This is a genomic window from Citrobacter sp. RHBSTW-00017 (assembly GCF_013797615.1).
In the GTDB taxonomy this organism is placed as follows: Bacteria; Pseudomonadota; Gammaproteobacteria; order Enterobacterales; family Enterobacteriaceae; genus Citrobacter; species Citrobacter braakii.
The window spans coordinates 2,060,133-2,079,145 of sequence record NZ_CP056899.1 but is presented as its reverse complement, the minus strand read 5'-3'; the positions used below and the strand labels follow the sequence as shown (position 1 = coordinate 2,079,145).

Here is a 19,013-nt window from a genome sequence, read left to right as displayed (position 1 = left end):
TCTAACTCCTTAAGCAGCGGCCAGCCAGCGCGTTAAACGCGCCCCAAAGGCGGCCTGACTTTCCAGTAACTCTTCTCCCGTCACCAACGGTGCCGGACGTGTAATCACGATGCAGGGGATACCAGCATCCAGACAGGGTTGAACTTTCTCCTGATAACCACCTTCCGCACCGGATGCCTTAGTGATCACCACATCAGCCTGACACTGGCGATAAAACGCAGCGTTGAACTCGGCGCTAAACGGCCCGCACAATGCAAAAATCTCACCGACGCCAAATCCCAGGTCCGCGCATTGCTGAATAACCTCGGGTACAGGCAGGACGCGCGCCAGCAGCGTTTTTTCAGGCAACCCTTCGCGCCAGATAGCCAGATCTTTACTGCCGGTCGTCAGCAGCACGCGGTCACCGAAGCGGCGCGCAACCTCGCAGGCTTGCTGAATACTCTGTACGGTATAAAGCTGCGGATGGGTTAAACCGCTCAACTGCTCAGGACGTTGATAGCGGCTCAGCAGTACCCCCGCCGCTTCGCAGGCGTTCATGATGTTGCGACTCACCACCTCGGCATACGGATGCGAGGCGTCTATCACCCAGCGCGTCCGATTTTCCTGTAGCCAGGCAATCATTTGTTCGCGCTCCAGACGCCCGCAGCGCACCTGACCTTTGATATCTCCCGCCAGTTGCTTCCCCGTTGGGGTCGCAACTGACAGGGTGTAGGCCACATTGGCTGCGTCCAGTTGCTGGCACAGCATGCGCGCATCGCTGGTACCGCCCATGACCAACACATCACCGTAATTCACAGCACATAACCTCGTGGCGTGATCATCAGACCGTCCTGAACATAGGTTGTTTTGTTGCCAACAATCACAAGGCTGGTCATATCAACCGGTTCAAAGTCCATTTCACCCAGGGTGGTCAACCATTTTTCCTGTTTTTTACGTCCGGCTGACTTCACAATACCTACCGGCGTTTGCGCGCTCTTGCTGGCAGAAAGCAGCTCAAATGCGCGCGCCAGATGACCTTCGCGACCCCGACTGCGCGGGTTGTAGAAACAGATTACAAAGTCTGCTTCGCCGGCAGCCACTATACGTTTTTCGATAACTGGCCACGGTGTTAACAGATCGCTTAAGCTGATGTGGCAGAAGTCGTGCATCAACGGCGCGCCCAGCAAAGAGGCGGCGGCAATGCTGGCCGTCATTCCTGGGATCAGCCTGACCTCAACGTCCAGCTTTTGCTTGCTGACCAGCTCAAGCACCAGCCCGGCCATACCGTAAATCCCTGCGTCACCGCTGCTGATCAGCGCCACGTTGTGACCCGCCTGCGCCAGTTCGATCGCCGCCTGGCAGCGTTCAATCTCTTTGCACATCCCGGTTTTGATCACCTGCTTGTCGCCAGTGAACGCTTTTACCAGGTGGGTGTAGGTTTTATAGCCAACGATGATTTCCGCTGCCTGCAATGCTTCAACGGCTTCCATGGTCATCATTGCCTGCGAGCCAGGGCCAATTCCAATTACGCTTAACATCAGTGTGAAACTCCCAAAGTGATAGTGACGCCCTGTTCTCGCAGGGTCTCGCCTAACAGTTTTCCGTGGCTCAGCAGCCAGGCTGCAGGACCGGAAACGCTTCCTGTACCCACCGTTTTGCGAACAAACGATGAGGCCGGAAAACGGTGTTCATGCTCACGCAGCGCGTCAGCAGTAAAGGTTTCGAAAGGAACGCGACAGCACGAAGCCAGTTGGATAAGTCCCTGTTCATCTTTTTTCAGCGTGATACTGCCAATCGCTTTAAGCGCCAGCGGATCGAGCTGCTGGGCTTCGAGTTGCCTGGCAAGCAGCGCGGCCAGCAACGGGAACGGCGTGTCACGACGACAACCAATTCCGGCCACAACACGTTGTGGCACCAGCTTCCAGTGCGGAACAGGCAGATCGGGTAAGTTGGTGCGTAAGGTGATACACACCAGCGCATCCAGTTCAGGAAGCTGATTGAGATCGGTTACCGTGATAAATCCGCGCCGGTCGCAATGACTGACATCCTGCGTCAGTTCATCATCCCACCACAGCCCAACCCGCTTATTACTGACCAGCATCTGATTAACGATCTTCACCGCCGAACGGAAATCACTCATCCGGGCATTCAGTTGAAATGCCAGCGTATCCAGTGCCGCCATATCGTTGACATCCGTCGCCGTGGTGATCACCGGATCGGCGCCCAACATGCCCGCCAGATACCGCGCCAGCGCATTGGCACCGCCCGCGTGACCGGAGAGCAGGCTGATGACATGCTGGGCGCGTTCATCAATGACCACCACCGCCGGATCGCAAAATTTGTCGTTGACCAGCGGGGCCAGCACGCGCACCGCAATGCCGGTCGCACCGATAAAAATCAGCGCCGAGTAATTCGCAAACGCTTCGCGGGCGGTATTCGCAAAGCCGTTTTCGAAAGGAATGAATCCCTCCTCCAGCAGCTTTTCACTGGTAAAACAGGTGACCGGCAGCATGGCCGCCAGACGTTTTGCCAGCGTAACGCCTCCCGGGGTCAGGCAAAAAAGCGCAATTGACTCAGGCTTTACGGTATTCATGGCTAAAGTCCGCCGCATAGAGTTTGGAGTAGTGATACTCCGAGCCCAGGAAATTACCGACCAGAATAAGGGCCGTTTTACGGATGCCCGCATCACGAACCTTGTCGCCAATATCCGCCAGGGTACCGCGCACAGTCTGGCTTTCCGGCCAGGTTGCCTTGTAGATCACCGCCACGGGCGTGGTCGCCGGATAACCGCCTTCAATCAAACGCTCGGCCACACGATGAATACGCTGAACGGACAGATAAATCGCCATAGATGTCTGGTGACTGGCAAATGACTCCAGCTGTTCGCGCTCCGGCACCGGCGTGCGTCCTTCCAGGCGGGTAATGATCAGGCTCTGTGAGACCTCAGGCACGGTATACTCAACGCCCAACTCCGCCGCCGCACCAAGGAATGCGCTGACGCCGGGCACCACCTGCCAGTCAATCCCACGTTTGGTCAGTTCCTCGCCCTGCTCGCGCACGGAACCGTACAGCGAAACATCGCCGGTTTGCAGACGCACCACGGTCTTACCCGCTTTCACTCCGGCTTCCATCAGATCAAGGATCTGCTCCAGATGCAGTTCAGCGCTGTCGTGGCATTCAGCACCAGCAGGGCAATATTCCAGCAATTCCGTGTTAATCAGCGAGCCGGCGTAGATAACAACCTGCGCCTGCTGTAGCAACCGGTAACCTTTGAGGGTAATCAGCTCGCGATCGCCAGGACCTGCGCCAACAAACCACACGCTACGGGGATCAAAAATCTCAGACATGGTTTCCTTCCTTCTGACAGGCGATAACAAATACGGGGTTATTCGGTTTGAAATAGTGACCACTGCCAAGCGTGGTAAGCGAGGAAACCTGTAGCTGCAGGCAATCCACTCCCGGTACGCCAAGATGGTCCAGATGTGCCAGCGCGGTGTTGAGGTTTTCCTGGAGGATGAATGTCATCACCAGCCGCCCTGCGGGATGCAATTGACGCATTGACCAGTCAATCAGTTCAGTCAAATGGCCACCGCTGCCGCCCATGAAAATGGCATCGGCTTTTTCAGCGATAGTCATCGGCGCAACACCGGGAAAAATGTCGATGTTTGCACAGGCAAAATGCTGGCGGTTTTCATCCAGCAGCCTGAGCGCCGCCGGGTTACGCTCGATTGCCGTCACGCGCAATCCAGGGTATTGCAGCGCGGCTTCTATCGACACGCTGCCGGTTCCCGCGCCAATATCAATCAGGTGACTGGCGCGGTGTAATTCAAGTTTTGAGAGGGCAAGTGCACGTACCGCTTCTTTGGTCATCGGCACTTTCTCTCCACGTAGAAACAGCTCATCTTTCATCAAGGATCACCACTGCATTCATGTCATAGTCGGCATTAACTTCGTTCACAGGCAGGAAATGGATCCGTTCGTTTTCCATTGCCAGGTTTTCGCCAATCACCATCCAGCGATGTCCCTTGCCTCGTGCAATGAGCTGCTGCGCAATTTCACGCGGGCCGCACTGCGCATCTGTCACCATCGCCACCTTGTTATGTCGCGCCAGTTCATCGAAACAGACGCTGCGACCATGGCTACTGGTCAGCCACATATCGTTCATATCAATACCGGATTGCGCACACAGGTACTGCACCGCGCTTATACCGGGAATAATGCGCACATTTTCAATACCGAAATGCGCCACCATGCGCGTCCCGATGCCGTAAAACAGCGGATCGCCAGATGCCAGCACCACAACGCGTTGCTCCTGGTGCGCGCAAATCCAGTTCAAAAGTTCGAGAATATTGGCGCCGAGAACAAACTGTTCACCGGTAAAATCCGGGAATTGCTGCAAATGTCGCTTTCCACCGACCAGAACATCAGCCGTTGCGACCGCTTCACGCGCCGCAGGCGTCATCAAATGCAAACCGGCTGGTCCCATCCCTACAACGGTTAACATTGCATCTCCTCAGCAATCTCTGCGACCGGGCGATTACTCCCAAGCACCTGATTATCAAAAGAGAACATGATGGCGTCACAGGTCGGGGGATTTTTGGTAAAGCGCAACGTTTGCAGGACGCGCATACAGATGCGCTTAGCCAGATGGTTGTAAATGTGCTGAAAACCGTATGCTTCTATGTGTTCCATCGCAGCCTCGGTGGTATCGCAGTCGCTGACCAGCGTGAGCAGTTCCAGCGGCGCCCCCAGTAACGCGAGGTGGGCCACCAGCGTTTCCATGCGAGCATCGGCAATATGGCTGTGGGTATGAAAGATCCCCGCCGCAATTTTGACGAGCTTACCAGGGTGTCCCACCAGCACAATTTGTCGGAACCCCAGACGTACGGCTTCTTCAATCATGTAACCGACAAAATTGCTCATGGTGACCACAACCTGGGTGTCGATCCCCATCTGCTCACGCACAAAACGTTCGCCGTGGTTTCCTGGCACCAGTACGACACGCTCCAGCCCCGCCGCTCGCTTAATTTCCAGTTCCAGCGACAGTGAACGTTTCCAGCTTTCTTCTGACATCGGCGTGACGATCCCAGTCGTGCCAATGATCGAAATGCCGCCCAGAATGCCAAGGCGAGAGTTGTAGGTTTTTTGCGCCCGCTCTTCACCTTCCGGCGCGAAAATTTCAATTTGCGCCCCACGATTCGGACCAATCGCCTCACGAACCGCAGACTCAATGGTCTGGCGAGGTGTGCGATTAATCGCCGAACTGCCCACTGGCAGGCCGATCCCTTTGCGGGTTACCGTGCCAACGCCTTCCCCGCCCTGAAGGGTTATCTCTTTGCTATCGTTTAACGTCACGCGGGCAAAAATCAGCATGCCGTGGGTGGCATCCACATCATCGCCACCGTCTTTGCGGATGGCGGCTATCGCCTGCTGTCCTTCGATATGCGGCGACTCTACGTTCAGACACAGCGTCACACCTGATGGCGTCACGATAGAAACCTGATGGATCAGGTGCTGGCGCAATACCATCAGCGCCGCCACTTTTGCCGCCGCCGTCGCGCACGATCCCGTGGTATATCCTTTACGCAGCGCTTTACCGTTGTGCCACACCGGCGTATCAAAGGACTCGCTCATCGCGCCCCCTGCATGTGATAAAGCATGGCGTTGACGATCGCGGCGGCGACGTTACTTCCCCCTTTACGACCTAACGCAGCAATGGCGGGTAGATTGCTTTGGGTCAGTGCATCTTTCGACTCTTCTGCACCGACGAACCCAACCGGTACGCCAACTACGCCACTCACGGCCACATCATGCTCAAGCAGGCGGAACAGCGCTGTCGGCGCGTTGCCAAACACAAACAGCTTTTCACCCTCTTCCTTCACCGCAATGTCAACGGCCGCCATTGACCGGGTAATGCCCTGCTCTTTTGCCGTCCGCACGACCCGCGGGTCGCTGATGTAGCAGCGGCATTCGCCACCGAATTTTGCCAGCAGCGTTTTATTAATCCCTGAAAGGGCCATAGTGGTGTCGGTATAAATCACGCTCGAACGGCTAAGCGCCGCACAGAACTGCTCCAGCACATCACTGGAAAACCACAGAATGTCCAGCCAGTCGAAATCCGCTGTCGTGTGAATAACCCGCTTGATAATGGCTTCATGTAACGGGCTGGCAAACTGATAGTCCGGGCGGGTTTCACGGATGATCTCGCCAATAATGTCGAAACTTTTGGCCTCAATCGCCTGGGGTTGCTGGATATATTGCATTGTGTTGTCCTCAGGCTACACCGACCAGCAGCCACCGCAGCGCAATAAACAGCGCCAGTGCCAGCATCGATGCCACCCACATCAATCGAATCGTATGGGAAATGTCGTCTACCGAAATGTCGCGTTGTGCATCACCGATCCACGGTTTCTCAACGCGCTCGCCAAAGTAGTCATTAGGACCACCCAGACGAATTCCTAATGCCCCGGCAACGGACGCTTCTGACCACGCGCAGTTTGGGCTGCTGTGGTTGTAGCGATCGCGCCAGCCAATCTGCAAAGCACGCGCGCCGTCCTGGCGACATAAAAATGCCGCTGCGCCCAGCAGCAGCCAACTTAGTCTCGCGGGAATATAATTTGCGACATCGTCCAGACGAGCGCTGACCATACCGATAGCGCGGTATTTTTCATGTTTGTAGCCCACCATGGAGTCAAGGGTGTTTACCGCTTTGTAGGCCATCGCCAGAGGCGCACCGCCGAGGAGCAAGAAGAACAGCGGCGCGATGATGCCATCAACGGTGTTCTCTGCCACGGTTTCCACTACGCCGCGATTGATCTGCTGTGGCTGTAATTGCGAGGTATCGCGTCCCACAATCCATGACAGCTTTTCCCGACTTGCAGCAAGGTTACCGGCACGTAGCGGACGCTCGACATCCTGCGCGGCATTTGCCAGGCAGCGCCCGGCCAGCACGGTAAAGATCATCCAGACCTCAACCACCCAACCAAGCCAGGGATGAATAGAGTGCGCCAGCGCCAGTACTCCCCAGGACACAGCCCAGGTCAGCCCAACCACCACAATCCACATCACCGCGCCACCGATGCGTAGCGCACGGTCGCTATGGCAGTAACGCCGAACAACCCGTTGCACCGCAGAAATCAGATTGCCAATCCAGCGCACCGGATGCGGCCAGTTCTGCGGATCGCCGATGATAAAATCAAGCAGCCAGGCAACACACCACGCGAGGATGGTCATAGTGCGCTCCTCGCGGCTGCCAGCCAGTGGTTAAGCATCTGCGGACGTTGAGCAAAATGAACGTGTAGATAGCTGGCAAAGGTATTTCCCACCTGCCAACCGCCGGACCAGGCTTGCAGCGTTTTGCCATCGCGCACTTTGCGACAGTTCATCACCGCGGGAGTTTCAGGGGTAAAATCGGAGTAGTGGAATTCATGTCCGCGCAGCACTTCGCCTTCTGCAGCCAACAACGTTTGCTGCGCGGCCTGCGCTTCGCAGTAGCCAAATCGGGTCAGACGTTTTCCCATTTTGCTGTGACCGGGAATGATATCCGCCATCAGCCAGGTATCACCCTGGCTGTCTTCCAGCGAACTGCCGAGATACATCAGCCCCCCGCACTCGGCATAAATCGCGACACCCTGCTGGTGCGCCGCCCGCAGTTGGTTAAGCATTGCAATATTACGGGCCAACGCCGCAGCATGTAACTCAGGATAGCCACCCCCCAGCCAGATCATCTGACAGTCGGGTAAACAGGTGTCGTGCAACGGGCTAAAACGGACAATCTTAAGCCCCGTGCGCTCCAGTAGCGTAATGTTGTCCGGGTAGTAGAAGTTGAACGCTTCGTCATCGGCGATGGCAAGCGTTAGCCCTGCCCCGGCGTCTGCGGCGGGCAACGCTGGCCATTCACCCGCAGGAAGCGTGTCTAACTGGCTTAATCTCAGCAGCGCGTCGATATCAAGGGTTTGCTCCAGCGTCGCGGCAAACGCCTGCCACGGCTGCTGGTTGATAACCGACTCACGCGCGGTAACCAAACCCAGATGACGCTCGGGAAGCGCAACGCCTTCCATACGGGGAACGTAGCCTAAGACGGGTACAGCGCAGTAACGCTCAATCGCCACTTTCAGGAGCTGGTAATGCGTTTCGCTGTTAACCCGGTTAACAATAACGCCGGCAATATTCAGGGTTGGATCAAAATGCTGAAACCCCATTACCGTCGCGGCGATCGAGGTGGAAACGGCTTTGCCATCAACCAGTAGGATAACCGGACAGCCTAACTGTTTGGCCATCGCGGCGGTGCTGCAGTAGTTTGGGTCGGTGCCGTATCCGTCATACAACCCCATAACGCCTTCAATAACGGCGATATCCGCATGTTGCATGTGCTCGCGAAATAAAGCATTCAGGGTGGGGACGGGAAGCATGAAGCTATCAAGATTGCGGGAAGCAGTGCCGCATACCGCGGTATGCCAGCCGGTATCAAGGTAATCGGGGCCTACTTTGCAAGGCTGGACGCGTAAACCGCGTTTTTTCAACAAGCTCAACAAGCCCAGCGTCACCGTGGTTTTACCACAGCCGCTTCCGGTACCTGCAAGAACAAAAGCGTGAAAATTGGCCGCCATACCCTGATCCTGTTCAGGGTGGTAGGGGTGTAAAGATACCCAGTCTCTCGACTGTATGCATCTGAACCACCCACTTCCCACCGAAGTTGTTGGTAGTCACTGACAGGCAGGTCTTCTGGCTTAGCGTCATCCTCACCCGTCCTTCCCAATCTTGCGATCAGTGGTCAATACGGGGTCGTCAGCATCACAGCAGCGGGGGCTGCGGGGGATTCTCACCCCCTTCCCTACCACAAATGTGGCAAACCTGTCAGTTCAAGAGCCTGATTAATTAAGCTCTCTGTTATGAGGTAAATTCACGACCTCATGACAATAATTCAATTTAATATCTTGCCGGGTTCATTCAACCAATTACCTGGCATAAACCCACTTATTCATATGCTCGCATTCTGAATGAAAGTGCCAACAAAGAATAAAGAAAGTCATTCACAGAGACACTGTATCTCATCACAAAAATAAAAACTGGTGCAGTTTATCCCTCTAATACTAATATTTTGTTGCGCTATGACAATTTATTGACTGCTGTCGCTACTTTTCATTTTATAATGACTGGCATAGCGCCCTATATCAAAAATCGGCAATAGCAAAATATTGCCATTTAAGCGGATTCGCCACGTGAAATGACATTTATTTGTTGGCGAAATGCCTGCGGCGTGACCTGATACGTTTGACGAAAAACTTTGCAAAAATAACTGGTTTGCGAAAATCCTAAATTACGCGCAATGCTGGCTATGCTCCAGTCACTGTGGCAAAGCAGCTCTTTTGCACTGGCCATTCGCTGCTGGTTTACCCATGCGTTAAAACCGATACCATGATATTTTTTGAACAATTTGCTGAAATAGTAAGGGCTAAGGTAAACATGAGAGGCGACATCCTCCAGACGCAATTCGTCTGATAAATGCGCATCAATATAGCGCAGTGCTTTTTTCATTTTGCTGTCATGAGGATTGGTGCTGCGGTTAGCGCGTACCGGCTCTGACTGCTGCGGGTTATCTTTGATAACCACAAAATTTAGTTGTTTCTTAAGGCAATTTTCTACGATGAGCTTCAGCAGATCCGCTGAGGCGATGACTCGCGAATAGTCCATTTCCGGTACATTACGAAACTCGTTGACCAATTCGGGATCGGCTTGCCAGCGGTCATCTACATTCAGAATATCAACCAAACCAACATCGTTACTTAAGCGTACCTGGCCACAAAGCACAAACCCTACGAGGTGCCCCGCAATGACCAGCGGAATTGAGAAATCGGTAAGTCCGGCGTGACAGCGATAGATGCAGGGTTGATCGGATTTAGAGGCTTCCAGCCCTCCACAGCGATCGCTCATACGACAACGGGTACTGTGCTGAGGATGCTGGCGCATCAACTGGCAAAAAGGGGTGAAATTAAAAAGCTCAGAAATTTCATCACCGTGAATATTGACAACCACAACGGCCAGACTGGTGGCCTGCGCAAAATCCTGTGCGATTTTATTAATGAGTTCTGAGTTCAGGGCACTCGCAGAAATCATGATAAAACCTCTCAGTTAATTTATTGTTATAAATAAAACATATTATTCACATTCATTTTCACCCTGCCATCCTGAGCATTGATGAAAGTCGTAATTGAACATAACAAAAGTCTCCCATTCTTGGGAGACTTTTTGGGCAGTTCAGGATACCGGATCACGAAAACAGTTTTTACTTTTCAAAAATAAACTTCTTCTGTGAAGCTAGCTCTCATTTTCGTCCAGCTTACACGTATTACACGGTAAATTTTTGCCAATCAAATAACGATAAATTGCTGCACCCGCGCACGCGCCGATGATAGGGGCCACAATCGGTACAATGAAATAAGGGATATCACGCCCGCCGGTCATCGCAACATCTCCCCATCCGGCCATCCAGGCAAACAATTTAGGACCAAAATCACGCGCCGGATTCATCGCAAATCCGGTGAGCGGACCGGTGGATGCGCCGATAACAGCAACCAGAATACCAATCAGCAATGGTGCCAACGGACCTTTAGGAACGCCGTTACCGTCGTCAGTCAGCGCCATGATCATCCCCATAAGAATGGAGGTAATCACCACTTCGACCAACGCTGCCTGCCAGACGCTGAGCGCCGCCGCAGGATAAGTACTAAAAATACTGGCAAGGTGCAGGCTTTCCAGACTGCCGCGCACCATCTGGTGGGCCGACTCATACTCGGTAAACAAACTGCCGTAGAGCAAATAAGCCAGCAAAGCGCCACCAAAGGCCCCCGCGACCTGCGCCACAGTGTAAGGTAAAACTTTGCGCCCCGGAAAACAGGCAAACAGCCACAGTGCGATGGTGATAGCAGGGTTGAGATGCGCGCCAGAGATCCCGGCTGTCAGGTAGACTGCAAGCGAGATCCCCAGACCCCAAATGATGCAGATTTCCCACAATCCCAGGCTGGCACCTGCGACTTTCAGAGCGCTCAGGCAGCCAATACCAAAAAACAAAAATAGCCCGGTACCCAAAAACTCAGCAATGCATTGCGCTTTTAGTGAATCGTTCATTGTGACACCTTCTAAGCAGAGTTCGTGTCTTTACCAGCGGACTCCTTACTGGCAAGTAGAATACTTCGAGGCTTACTATAAAAGGCCGTATCAGCAAATTGTTGGCATTCTGCGGATAGCTTGCCCTTTAAAATCGTGGCGCAATAGCAAATTCTTGCTACGCACTTTATTAAAACATTAGAGACAATCGGGATTTCGCGTATTACACGGACATTTTCAAAACAATAAAATATTGCTATTAGGGAAGGTGCGAACAAGTCCCTGATATGAGATCATGTTTGTCATCTGGAGCCATGGAACAGGGTTCATCATGAGTCATCAACTTACCTTCGCCGACAGTGAATTCAGCAGTAAGCGCCGTCAGACCAGAAAAGAGATTTTCTTGTCCCGCATGGAGCAGATTCTGCCATGGCAAAACATGGTGGAAGTCATCGAGCCGTTTTACCCCAAGGCTGGTAATGGCCGGCGACCTTATCCGCTGGAAACCATGCTACGCATTCACTGCATGCAGCATTGGTACAACCTGAGCGATGGCGCGATGGAAGATGCTCTGTACGAAATCGCCTCCATGCGTCTGTTTGCCCGGTTATCCCTGGATAGCGCCTTGCCGGACCGCACCACCATCATGAATTTCCGCCACCTGCTGGAGCAGCATCAACTGGCCCGCCAATTGTTCAAGACCATCAATCGCTGGCTGGCCGAAGCAGGCGTCATGATGACTCGAGGCACCTTGGTCGATGCCACCATCATTGAGGCACCCAGCTCGACCAAGAACAAAGAGCAGCAACGCGATCCGGAGATGCATCAGACCAAGAAAGGCAATCAGTGGCACTTTGGCATGAAGGCCCACATTGGTGTCGATGCCAAGAGTGGCCTGACCCACAGCCTGGTCACCACCGCGGCCAACGAGCATGACCTCAATCAGCTGGGTAATCTGCTGCATGGAGAGGAGCAATTTGTCTCAGCCGATGCCGGCTACCAAGGGGCGCCACAGCGCGAGGAGCTGGCCGAGGTGGATGTGGACTGGCTGATCGCCGAGCGCCCCGGCAAGGTAAGAACCTTGAAACAGCATCCACGCAAGAACAAAACGGCCATCAACATCGAATACATGAAAGCCAGCATCCGGGCCAAGGTGGAGCACCCATTTCGCATCATCAAGCGACAGTTCGGCTTCGTGAAAGCCAGATACAAGGGGTTGCTGAAAAACGATAACCAACTGGCGATGTTATTCACGCTGGCCAACCTGTTTCGGGCGGACCAAATGATACGTCAGTGGGAGAGATCTCACTAAAAACTGGGGATAACGCCTTAAATGGCGAAGAAACGGTCTAAATAGGCTGATTCAAGGCATTTACGGGAGAAAAAATCGGCTCAAACATGAAGAAATGAAATGACTGAGTCAGCCGAGAAGAATTTCCCCGCTTATTCGCACCTTCCCTAGCAGAAATCCGTTTTCAAACCACCATCACAATTTCATTTTTTTCGCATAGCAAATGATATTTATAATGTCACCAGAAAAAGTGTAAATGTGGAACTGACATAACTAAATAATCATATCAATAAGATTTAATATATCCATTAAAAACAACAAGTTAAAATAATTAATAGCAATTTTATATCACCTTAGCTCTATTATTTTTTCACTCTCAATTTCAAGTCAGCCATTCTTTTTCCTCGCTTCTTTTTATAGTCATGAACATCGGGACAACCCAGGCGAGGTCTTTATGCAACAAGAAGCGTTAGGAATGGTAGAAACCAAAGGCTTGACTGCAGCCATAGAGGCCGCAGATGCAATGGTGAAGTCAGCCAATGTAATGCTGGTCGGCTACGAAAAAATTGGTTCGGGGCTGGTAACAGTCATTGTCCGCGGCGATGTTGGCGCAGTCAAAGCAGCAACAGATGCAGGTGCCGCCGCAGCACGTAATGTGGGAGAAGTGAAAGCCGTACACGTCATCCCACGCCCTCACACCGATGTAGAAAAAATCTTACCGAAGGGAATTAGCTAATGAGCAGCAATGAGCTGGTTGATCAGATCATGGCGCAGGTGATTGCTCGCGTGGCAACGCCGGAACAGCAGGCTATCCCTGAAAATAATCCTCCAACACGAGAAACGGCTATGGCAGAGAAAAGCTGCAGTTTAACGGAGTTTGTCGGTACTGCGATTGGCGACACCGTCGGTCTGGTAATCGCCAACGTGGACAGCGCCCTACTGGACGCAATGAAACTTGAAAAACGGTATCGCTCCATTGGCATCCTTGGCGCGCGTACTGGTGCAGGCCCGCACATCATGGCCGCAGATGAAGCGGTAAAAGCCACCAATACTGAAGTCGTCAGTATTGAGTTGCCACGTGATACCAAAGGCGGCGCGGGTCACGGTTCGCTGATTATTCTCGGCGGCAACGATGTTTCCGACGTGAAACGCGGAATTGAGGTTGCGCTGAAAGAACTGGATCGCACCTTTGGCGATGTGTATGCCAACGAAGCCGGTCACATCGAGATGCAATACACCGCACGCGCCAGCTACGCGCTGGAAAAAGCCTTTGGTGCACCGATTGGCCGTGCCTGTGGCGTGATCGTCGGCGCCCCGGCATCCGTTGGTGTCCTGATGGCTGATACTGCGCTGAAATCCGCCAACGTGGAAGTTGTGGCCTACAGCTCCCCTGCCCATGGCACCAGCTTCAGTAACGAAGCCATTCTGGTCATTTCAGGCGATTCCGGCGCTGTGCGTCAGGCCGTTATCTCCGCCCGCGAAATCGGTAAAACCGTACTCGGGACCCTCGGCTCAGAACCGAAAAACGATCGTCCGTCCTACATCTGATATCAGTGAGGCTGATTCATGAGATCGAAAAGATTTGAAGCACTGGCGAAGCGCCCTGTGAATCAGGATGGCTTCGTTAAGGAGTGGATCGAAGAAGGCTTCATTGCGATGGAAAGCCCGAACGACCCTAAACCGTCGATTAAAATCGTCAACGGTACAGTCACAGAACTGGACGGCAAATCCGCCAGTGAATTTGACTTAATTGACCATTTCATTGCCCGCTATGGCATTAACCTGGCGCGCGCTGAAGAAGTCATGGCGATGGACTCAGTCAAACTTGCCAATATGCTTTGCGATCCTAACGTGAAGCGCAAAGACATTGTGCCGCTGACTACCGCAATGACCCCGGCAAAAATTGTCGAAGTGGTGTCCCATATGAACGTCGTTGAGATGATGATGGCCATGCAGAAAATGCGTGCTCGTCGTACACCGTCTCAGCAGGCGCACGTCACTAACGTTAAAGATAATCCAGTGCAGATTGCCGCTGATGCGGCTGAAGGCGCCTGGCGCGGATTTGACGAACAGGAAACGACGGTTGCCGTTGCGCGTTATGCACCCTTTAACGCCATTGCGCTGTTAGTCGGCTCACAGGTTGGGCGCCCTGGCGTATTAACCCAGTGCTCGCTGGAAGAAGCGACCGAACTTAAACTCGGTATGTTAGGCCACACATGTTATGCGGAAACCATTTCTGTTTATGGTACTGAACCCGTCTTTACCGACGGCGATGACACGCCATGGTCGAAAGGTTTCCTCGCCTCTTCCTACGCCTCACGCGGTCTGAAAATGCGCTTTACCTCCGGTTCTGGCTCAGAAGTTCAGATGGGTTACGCCGAAGGTAAATCGATGCTTTACCTTGAAGCCCGCTGTATTTACATCACCAAAGCCGCTGGCGTACAGGGTTTACAAAATGGTTCAGTAAGCTGCATCGGCGTGCCTTCCGCTGTGCCGTCAGGCATTCGTGCGGTGTTAGCTGAAAACCTGATCTGTTCCTCCCTGGATCTGGAGTGTGCCTCCAGCAACGACCAAACCTTTACCCACTCGGATATGCGTCGTACTGCCCGCCTGCTGATGCAGTTCCTGCCGGGTACTGACTTCATCTCTTCCGGTTATTCCGCTGTGCCGAACTACGACAACATGTTTGCGGGTTCGAACGAGGATGCCGAAGATTTTGACGACTACAACGTTCTCCAGCGAGACCTCAAGGTAGATGGGGGTCTGCGTCCGGTTCGTGAAGAAGACGTTATCGCCATTCGTAATAAAGCGGCACGTGCACTGCAGGCCGTCTTTGCCGGGATGGGATTACCGCCAATCACTGATGAAGAAGTGGAAGCGGCGACTTACGCCCACGGTTCGAAAGATATGCCGGAGCGAAACATCGTTGAAGACATTAAGTTTGCGCAAGAGATCATCAATAAAAACCGTAACGGTCTGGAAGTGGTGAAAGCCCTTGCTCAGGGCGGGTTTACCGATGTCGCTCAGGACATGCTCAACATCCAGAAAGCCAAGTTAACCGGGGATTATCTGCATACCTCCGCCATTATCGTTGGCGACGGACAGGTGCTATCCGCAGTAAATGACGTCAATGACTATGCCGGTCCGGCAACAGGTTATCGCCTACAAGGCGAACGCTGGGAAGAGATCAAAAACATCCCTGGCGCACTTGATCCCAACGAACTTGGCTAAGGGGTGAAAAATGGAAATCAATGAAAAGCTGCTGCGCCAGATAATTGAAGACGTACTGTCTGAAATGCAAACCAGCGACAAACCCGTCTCATTCCGCGCATCGACAGCGGCTAGCGCACCACAGGCTGCAGCGGCGCAGGGCGACAGCTTTCTGACCGAGATTGGCGAAGCCAAACAAGGCCAGCAGCAGGACGAAGTGATTATTGCCGTAGGTCCCGCGTTTGGACTGTCGCAAACCGTCAATATCGTAGGGATCCCGCATAAGAACATCTTGCGCGAAGTGATTGCGGGTATTGAAGAAGAAGGCATTAAAGCGCGCGTTATCCGCTGCTTTAAATCCTCCGATGTGGCATTTGTCGCCGTGGAAGGTAACCGTCTGAGCGGTTCCGGGATCTCTATCGGCATCCAGTCAAAAGGCACCACGGTAATCCACCAGCAGGGGTTACCGCCGCTTTCTAACCTGGAGCTGTTCCCTCAGGCACCACTTCTGACGCTGGAAACCTATCGTCAGATCGGTAAAAACGCCGCGCGTTATGCCAAGCGTGAATCTCCGCAACCGGTCCCTACTCTGAATGACCAGATGGCTCGTCCTAAGTACCAAGCGAAATCGGCCATTCTGCACATTAAAGAGACCAAATACGTCGTGACGGGCAAAAACCCGCAGGAACTGCGCGTGGCGCTTTGATAAAGGATAACTCCATGAATACCGACGCAATTGAATCGATGGTTCGGGATGTGCTAAGCCGGATGAACAGCCTGCAAGGCGAGTCCGCGACGCCGGTCGCGGCGAGTTCATCAGCACATACCGCGAAAGTCACGGATTACCCTCTCGCGAATAAACATCCTGAGTGGGTAAAAACCGCAACCAACAAAACTCTGGATGACTTCACGCTCGAAAATGTTCTGAGCAACAAAGTGACGGCGCAGGACATGCGCATCACCCCTGAAACGCTGCGCCTTCAGGCGGAAATCGCCAAAGATGCCGGACGTGACAGACTGGCGATGAACTTCGAGCGTGCAGCTGAGCTAACCGCTGTACCTGACGATCGCATTCTTGAGATCTACAACGCGCTGCGCCCATACCGCTCAACGAAAGACGAGCTGATGGCCATCGCCGACGATCTCGAAAATCGTTATCAGGCAAAGATCTGTGCAGCTTTCGTTCGTGAAGCGGCAGCGCTGTACGTTGAGCGTAAAAAACTCAAAGGCGACGACTAACTCAGGGACAGGATCATGCGATATATAGCTGGCATTGACATAGGCAACTCATCAACGGAAGTCGCTCTGGCTACCCTCGATGAGTCTGGCGCACTGAGCATCACCGGCAGCGCGTTGGCAGAAACCACCGGAATTAAAGGCACATTACGTAATGTGTTTGGTATTCAGGAGGCACTTTCGCTGGCAGCAAAAAATGCCGGTATCAATGTCAGCGATATTTCGCTCATCCGCATTAACGAAGCCACCCCGGTCATTGGTGACGTCGCGATGGAAACGATAACCGAAACCATCATCACTGAATCCACCATGATCGGCCATAACCCTAAAACGCCGGGCGGCGTCGGATTAGGCGTTGGCGTCACTATTACGCCGGAAGACCTGCTCAGCCGTCCGGCGGATACGCCCTATATTCTGGTGGTGTCATCGGCATTTGATTTCGCCGATGTCGCCACGATGATTAATGCCTCCGTCCGCGCCGGATACCAGTTAACTGGCGTTATTTTGCAGCAGGACGATGGCGTGTTGGTCAGTAATCGTCTGACCCACCCCCTGCCTATCGTCGATGAAGTCCTTCATATCGACCGCATCCCGTTAGGTATGCTGGCTGCCATTGAGGTCGCAATTCCAGGAAAAGTCATTGAAACGCTTTCTAACCCTTACGGGATTGCGACCGTTTTTGGCCTCAACGCCGACGAGACTAAAAACATTGTCCCGATGGCGCGGGCGCTGATTGGCAACCGTTCTGCCGTGGTTGTGAAAACACCGTCAGGTGATGTGAAAGCACGAGCCATTCCTGCCGGAAATCTGGAGCTACAGTCGCAGGGTCGTACCGTACGGGTCGACGTTGCAGCTGGCGCTGAAGCGATTATGAAAGCGGTTGGCGAATGCCCGAAACTGGATAACGTCACCGGAGAGGCTGGCACCAATATTGGCGGCATGCTGGAGCATGTGCGCCAGACAATGGCTGAATTAACCAACAAACCCAGCCACGAAATTTTTATTCAGGACCTGCTGGCAGTCGATACCTCGGTTCCCGTCAGCGTGACCGGCGGGCTAGCCGGTGAGTTCTCGCTGGAACAAGCTGTCGGCATTGCTTCCATGGTGAAATCAGACCGCCTGCAAATGGCGATGATTGCTCAGGAAATCACGCAAAAGCTCAACATTGACGTCCAGGTTGGCGGCGCCGAAGCCGAAGCTGCCATTCTGGGGGCCTTAACCACCCCCGGCACGACGCGGCCACTGGCTATTCTGGACCTCGGTGCAGGATCGACCGATGCCTCCATCATCAACCCGAAAGGCGAAATTATTGCCACGCACCTGGCGGGTGCGGGCGATATGGTCACGATGATTATTGCCCGTGAACTGGGGCTGGAAGACCGTTATCTCGCTGAAGAGATCAAAAAGTACCCGCTGGCGAAAGTCGAGAGCTTGTTCCATCTTCGCCACGAAGATGGCAGCGTCCAGTTCTTCCCTACACCTCTCCCGCCAACGGTTTTTGCCCGCGTATGCGTAGTAAAACCCGATGAACTGGTGCCACTGCCAGGCGAACTGGCGCTGGAGAAAGTCCGGGCCATTCGCCGCAGCGCTAAGGAACGCGTTTTCGTCACCAACGCACTCAGAGCGCTACGTCAGGTGAGTCCGACCGGGAACATTCGGGATATTCCCTTTGTGGTGCTGGTTGGCGGCTCATCCCTGGACTTTGAAGTTCCGCAACTGGTCACCGATGCGCTGGCACACTATCGCCTGGTTGCCGGGCGCGGCAACATTCGTGGCACCGAAGGTCCGCGCAACGCGGTCGCGACAGGGCTGATTCTCTCCTGGTACAAGGCATTCGCTCATGGAAAGTAATCTCACCACGCCAGCCATCGTTATCTTCGCCACTGCTGACTGCATTGACGTCTGGAGTGATGTGTTGCTGGGTATTGAAGAAGAAGGGATCCCCTTTGTGATTCAGGAGAGCCCGTCAACTGACGTTATCCACAACGCATGGCTGGCGGCTTGCCACTCGCCGCTGCTGGTTGGCATTGGCTGCAGTCGCGAAAAACTGGTCGTGCACTATAAAAACTTACCCACATCAGCGCCACTATTTACGCTGACGTATCAACAAGATAACCACGCCCGACGCAGCATTGGTAATAACGCTGCGCGGCTGGTTAAAGGCATTCCGTTTCGGGAATGCCACTCATAA

20 protein-coding genes and 1 riboswitch are annotated in these 19,013 nt (G+C 53.5%); of the genes, 8 read left to right on the top strand and 12 right to left on the bottom strand.

What is annotated here, in order from left to right; translation table 11 throughout:
- Nucleotides 1-9 precede the first annotated feature (9 nt).
- The 12 genes from HV037_RS10010 to pduF all read right to left on the bottom strand — a co-directional run bounded on the left by HV037_RS10010 (nucleotide 10) and on the right by pduF (nucleotide 11,106).
- The gene (locus tag HV037_RS10010; RefSeq protein WP_016156865.1) at nucleotides 10-795 is read right to left on the bottom strand and encodes a cobalt-precorrin-6A reductase; all 786 of its coding nucleotides are present in this window, start codon (nucleotides 793-795) and stop codon (nucleotides 10-12) included.
- Nucleotides 792-1,517, bottom strand: a complete 726-nt coding sequence (locus HV037_RS10005) for a precorrin-3B C(17)-methyltransferase (protein WP_003030278.1) — start codon at nucleotides 1,515-1,517, stop codon at nucleotides 792-794. Before HV037_RS10005 ends, HV037_RS10010 begins: the two co-directional genes overlap by 4 nt.
- Nucleotides 1,517-2,572: a cobalt-precorrin 5A hydrolase gene (cbiG, locus tag HV037_RS10000; protein WP_016153520.1), complete on the bottom strand. Its 1,056-nt coding sequence runs from the start codon at nucleotides 2,570-2,572 to the stop codon at nucleotides 1,517-1,519. The genes HV037_RS10005 and cbiG overlap by 1 nt, the downstream gene beginning before the upstream one ends.
- Nucleotides 2,553-3,326 (bottom strand): cobalt-precorrin-4 methyltransferase, encoded by a 774-nt coding sequence (locus HV037_RS09995; RefSeq protein ID WP_003030275.1) that lies wholly within the window; start codon nucleotides 3,324-3,326, stop codon nucleotides 2,553-2,555. Before HV037_RS09995 ends, cbiG begins: the two co-directional genes overlap by 20 nt.
- The gene (locus tag HV037_RS09990) at nucleotides 3,319-3,888 is read right to left on the bottom strand and encodes a decarboxylating cobalt-precorrin-6B (C(15))-methyltransferase (RefSeq protein ID WP_016153521.1); all 570 of its coding nucleotides are present in this window, start codon (nucleotides 3,886-3,888) and stop codon (nucleotides 3,319-3,321) included. Before HV037_RS09990 ends, HV037_RS09995 begins: the two co-directional genes overlap by 8 nt.
- On the bottom strand, nucleotides 3,878-4,483 hold the full coding sequence (locus HV037_RS09985; protein ID WP_019077093.1) for a cobalt-precorrin-7 (C(5))-methyltransferase: 606 nt from the start codon (nucleotides 4,481-4,483) through the stop codon (nucleotides 3,878-3,880). The genes HV037_RS09990 and HV037_RS09985 overlap by 11 nt, the downstream gene beginning before the upstream one ends.
- Nucleotides 4,477-5,613, bottom strand: coding sequence for a cobalt-precorrin-5B (C(1))-methyltransferase CbiD (gene cbiD / locus HV037_RS09980; protein WP_016153523.1), 1,137 nt, complete (start codon nucleotides 5,611-5,613; stop codon nucleotides 4,477-4,479). Before cbiD ends, HV037_RS09985 begins: the two co-directional genes overlap by 7 nt.
- Nucleotides 5,610-6,242, bottom strand: a complete 633-nt coding sequence (locus HV037_RS09975; protein WP_008785140.1) for a cobalt-precorrin-8 methylmutase — start codon at nucleotides 6,240-6,242, stop codon at nucleotides 5,610-5,612. The genes cbiD and HV037_RS09975 overlap by 4 nt, the downstream gene beginning before the upstream one ends.
- Nucleotides 6,243-6,252: 10 nt before the next feature.
- Nucleotides 6,253-7,212: an adenosylcobinamide-phosphate synthase CbiB gene (gene cbiB / locus HV037_RS09970; RefSeq protein ID WP_047357938.1), complete on the bottom strand. Its 960-nt coding sequence runs from the start codon at nucleotides 7,210-7,212 to the stop codon at nucleotides 6,253-6,255.
- Nucleotides 7,209-8,588 (bottom strand): cobyrinate a,c-diamide synthase, encoded by a 1,380-nt coding sequence (locus HV037_RS09965; RefSeq protein ID WP_016156869.1) that lies wholly within the window; start codon nucleotides 8,586-8,588, stop codon nucleotides 7,209-7,211. The genes cbiB and HV037_RS09965 overlap by 4 nt, the downstream gene beginning before the upstream one ends.
- 87 nt (nucleotides 8,589-8,675) lie before the next feature.
- Nucleotides 8,676-8,851: riboswitch (cobalamin riboswitch) on the bottom strand.
- Between the two features lie 332 nt (nucleotides 8,852-9,183).
- Nucleotides 9,184-10,095 (bottom strand): regulatory protein PocR, encoded by a 912-nt coding sequence (gene pocR, locus HV037_RS09960; protein ID WP_016153526.1) that lies wholly within the window; start codon nucleotides 10,093-10,095, stop codon nucleotides 9,184-9,186.
- A 201-nt stretch (nucleotides 10,096-10,296) separates the two neighbouring features.
- Nucleotides 10,297-11,106: a propanediol diffusion facilitator PduF gene (gene pduF, locus HV037_RS09955; RefSeq protein WP_016153527.1), complete on the bottom strand. Its 810-nt coding sequence runs from the start codon at nucleotides 11,104-11,106 to the stop codon at nucleotides 10,297-10,299.
- A 310-nt stretch (nucleotides 11,107-11,416) separates the two neighbouring features.
- Between pduF and HV037_RS09950 the strand changes: the two genes are divergently transcribed.
- From HV037_RS09950 to HV037_RS09915, 8 genes are all read left to right on the top strand, one after another.
- Nucleotides 11,417-12,397, top strand: coding sequence for an IS5-like element IS5 family transposase (locus HV037_RS09950; protein ID WP_220131381.1), 981 nt, complete (start codon nucleotides 11,417-11,419; stop codon nucleotides 12,395-12,397).
- 433 nt (nucleotides 12,398-12,830) lie between these two features.
- Nucleotides 12,831-13,112 carry a propanediol utilization microcompartment protein PduA gene (gene pduA / locus HV037_RS09945; RefSeq protein ID WP_003030255.1) on the top strand — a complete coding sequence of 94 codons (282 nt, stop codon included), beginning with the start codon at nucleotides 12,831-12,833 and terminating at the stop codon, nucleotides 13,110-13,112.
- Complete coding sequence (gene pduB, locus HV037_RS09940; RefSeq protein WP_016153528.1) at nucleotides 13,112-13,924, top strand: propanediol utilization microcompartment protein PduB; 813 nt, start codon at nucleotides 13,112-13,114, stop codon at nucleotides 13,922-13,924. The genes pduA and pduB overlap by 1 nt, the downstream gene beginning before the upstream one ends.
- Nucleotides 13,925-13,942: 18 nt before the next feature.
- Nucleotides 13,943-15,607: a propanediol dehydratase large subunit PduC gene (gene pduC / locus HV037_RS09935; RefSeq protein ID WP_003030249.1), complete on the top strand. Its 1,665-nt coding sequence runs from the start codon at nucleotides 13,943-13,945 to the stop codon at nucleotides 15,605-15,607.
- 10 nt (nucleotides 15,608-15,617) lie between these two features.
- Entirely contained in the window at nucleotides 15,618-16,292 is a 675-nt protein-coding gene (gene pduD / locus HV037_RS09930; RefSeq protein ID WP_003844241.1) for a propanediol dehydratase medium subunit PduD, read from the top strand.
- A 14-nt stretch (nucleotides 16,293-16,306) separates the two neighbouring features.
- Entirely contained in the window at nucleotides 16,307-16,825 is a 519-nt protein-coding gene (pduE, locus tag HV037_RS09925) for a propanediol dehydratase small subunit PduE (RefSeq protein ID WP_016153529.1), read from the top strand.
- 15 nt (nucleotides 16,826-16,840) lie between these two features.
- Nucleotides 16,841-18,673 (top strand): diol dehydratase reactivase subunit alpha, encoded by a 1,833-nt coding sequence (locus HV037_RS09920; protein WP_019077098.1) that lies wholly within the window; start codon nucleotides 16,841-16,843, stop codon nucleotides 18,671-18,673.
- Nucleotides 18,663-19,013, top strand: a complete 351-nt coding sequence (locus HV037_RS09915; RefSeq protein ID WP_181500259.1) for a glycerol dehydratase reactivase beta/small subunit family protein — start codon at nucleotides 18,663-18,665, stop codon at nucleotides 19,011-19,013. Before HV037_RS09920 ends, HV037_RS09915 begins: the two co-directional genes overlap by 11 nt.